General features: G+C 59.2%; 1 protein-coding gene. It reads left to right on the top strand.

From position 1 onward, the window contains the following. Positions 1–721 (top strand): AI-2E family transporter (locus EAV90_RS39190; RefSeq protein ID WP_164937311.1); only part of this gene is annotated, 721 nt, incomplete at both ends.

Below are 721 nucleotides of genomic sequence, written 5' to 3'. Positions count from 1 at the left end.
CCGCCTCGTCCGGGCTTGGCGCAGGTACCGGGACTCGGGAACCTGTCACGGTGCGGCTGGAGCCGCCCCAGCCGAGACCGTTGGAGCTCATTCGCTCTGTCATAGGTCCGTTGCTGGCACCGCTCGCGACTTCCGGGCTCGTGGTCATTTTCGTGATCTTTGTGCTGCTCGAGCGGGAAGACCTGCGCGATCGATTCATTAAATTGGCAGGAGCCGGTGATCTTCAGAAGAGCACGCAGGCCCTCAACGATGCCGCCTCCCGGGTCAGCCGTTATCTGCTGATGCAGCTCATTGTTAATCTGACCTACGGCATCCCCATCGGTGTTGCGCTCTACTTTGTTGGCGTACCGAACGCCGTTCTTTGGGGCCTGCTCGCAGCGGTACTCCGATTCATTCCCTATCTCGGTCCTTTTTTGGCGGCGATCTTTCCTGTTGCCCTGGCCATCGCTGTTGATCCAGGCTGGACGATGCTGTTCTGGGTCGTCGGGCTTTTCCTTACGGCTGAACTCGTCAGCAATAATGTCATTGAGCCATGGCTTTACGGCTCCAGCACGGGGCTGTCATCTCTTGCGATCATCATCGCCGCGATCTTCTGGACGATGCTGTGGGGACCCGTTGGGCTATTCCTGGCGACACCTTTGACCGTCTGCCTGGTCGTCATCGGGCGCTACGTCCCGCAGTTGGAATTCTTGGGCGTTCTGCTTGGCAGCGATCCTGTGCT

The organism is Bradyrhizobium vignae, from assembly GCF_004114425.1.
Taxonomy (GTDB): Bacteria; Pseudomonadota; Alphaproteobacteria; order Rhizobiales; family Xanthobacteraceae; genus Bradyrhizobium; species Bradyrhizobium vignae.
The sequence above is the reverse complement of the archived record's forward strand: the minus strand, read 5'-3'. Positions and strand labels throughout refer to the sequence as shown.